Genomic DNA, 1,766 nt, shown 5'->3' with positions numbered 1-1,766 from the left:
GGGCGGTGTCAACCATCGCATGGGACTCGGCGACGAGGCACTGATCAAGGACAACCACGTCGCCGCGGCGGGCTCGGTGGTCGCCGCGCTGCGCGCCGTCCGGGACCATGCTCCCGACATCGCGTGCGAAGTGGAGGTCGACACCCTCGAGCAGTTCGACGAGGTACTCGCCGAGAACGTCGAGTTGATCCTGCTCGACAACTTCCCCCTGTGGCAGACGCAGATCGCGGTGCAGCGGCGCAACACCCACGCGCCGAAGACGCGGCTCGAATCCTCCGGCGGCCTGTCCCTCGACGTCGCCGCGGACTATGCCCGCACCGGCGTCGACTACCTCGCGGTGGGCGCGCTCACCCATTCGGTGACCGTGCTCGACTTCGGGCTGGACATGTAGTGCGTAGATCGCGTGTCGCCGGACGGGCGACTCGGACGCGGCACCGGAATATTCGTCGGTGAGACGGTCCCCTTGCTCGCGTCTTCTGAGGTAGAACTGACACACATCGACGTGCCGGGACCGGTCACGTGGGGGCGGGCTCCGGTGGTGGCCGGTGCCGTGTGGGGGAGGAAGACAGAAACGCGATGCGGTTACCGATGGCACCGACCGACTCGATGTTCCTGCTCGGCGAGTCGCGCGATCACCCGATGCATGTCGGCGGTCTCCTGCTGTTCCAGCCGCCGGAAGGCAAGGACGCGAGCGACCTGCGATCGATGTTCGCCGAGGCGCTCGCCCGTGAGGAACCCGCCGGGCCGCTGTGGTGCAAGCGGCCCACCCGCTCGCTGTTCACCCTCGGGCAATGGGCCTGGGAGGACGATCCGCGTTTCTCGATCGACTACCACGTCCGGTTCAACGCGCTGCCGTCCCCGGGCACGATGGACGATCTGTGGGAACTCGTCTCCCGCCTGCACGCCTCGCTGCTCGACCGCACGCGCCCACTGTGGGAGATGCATCTGATCGAAGGGCTGGCAGACGGTCGCTACGCCCTGTACGTGAAGATCCACCACGCGCTCGCCGACGGGGTGGGGGCCATGCGTCTGATGCGCCGCGCGCTCAGCACCGACCCGGAACGCACCGACATGCCGGCGCCCTGGGCGGTCGACGACGCCCGGTCGCCGAGCCGCTCGGCGATGGGTACCGCGATCGGGTTCCCCGGTGCGGTCGTCCGTGCGGCGACCGGCGTGGTGAACGACGCGGTGAACGTGGTGTCCGAGGCGATGGCTCTGGTCCCGGCGCTCGTCGGCACCGTCGACCGGGCACTGCACAATCGCGGGGGTTCGTTGTCGCTGGGCGCTCCGAACACCATCCTCAACCGTCAGATCTCCGGATCGCGCAGGTTCGCGGCCCGGTCGTGGCCGATCGAACGCCTGCGCATGGTGGCCAAGGCGGCCGACGCGACACTCAACGACGTCGTCCTCGAACTGTCGGGTGGGGCTCTACGGGCGTTCCTCACCGAACACGATGCGCTGCCGGACGATTCGCTGGTCGCCATGGTTCCGGTGTCGTTGCGCCAGAGCACGAACTCGTCGGGCAACGAGATCGGCATTCTCATGTGCACGCTCGGCACGCAGTGCGCCGACCCGGTGGAACGGCTTGCGCGCGTGCGGGGTTCGATGATCGAGGGCAAGCATGCGATGAATTCGATGTCGAAGCTCGGTCGTCTCGCGACGAGCGCGGTGGGCGTGGCACCCCTTGCGGTGGGGGTGCTCACCGGCAACCGGGCGCTCCCACGTCCGCCGTTCAACGTGATCGTCTCGAACGTGCCGGGACCCGA

General features: G+C 68.4%; 2 protein-coding genes. Both read left to right on the top strand.

Annotation, left to right across the window (positions count from 1 at the left end):
* Positions 1-391 (top strand): hypothetical protein (locus R1101_RS0122805; RefSeq protein ID WP_016935512.1); only part of this gene is annotated, 391 nt, incomplete at its 5' end.
* A 197-nt stretch (positions 392-588) separates the two neighbouring features.
* On the top strand, positions 589-1,766 hold a 1,178-nt coding region (locus R1101_RS0122800; protein WP_016935511.1), incomplete at its 3' end, for a wax ester/triacylglycerol synthase family O-acyltransferase.

It is taken from the genome of Rhodococcus sp. R1101 (genome assembly GCF_000278445.1).
GTDB lineage: Bacteria > Actinomycetota > Actinomycetes > Mycobacteriales > Mycobacteriaceae > Rhodococcus > Rhodococcus gordoniae.
This window is presented reverse-complemented; position numbering and strand designations above follow the sequence as displayed.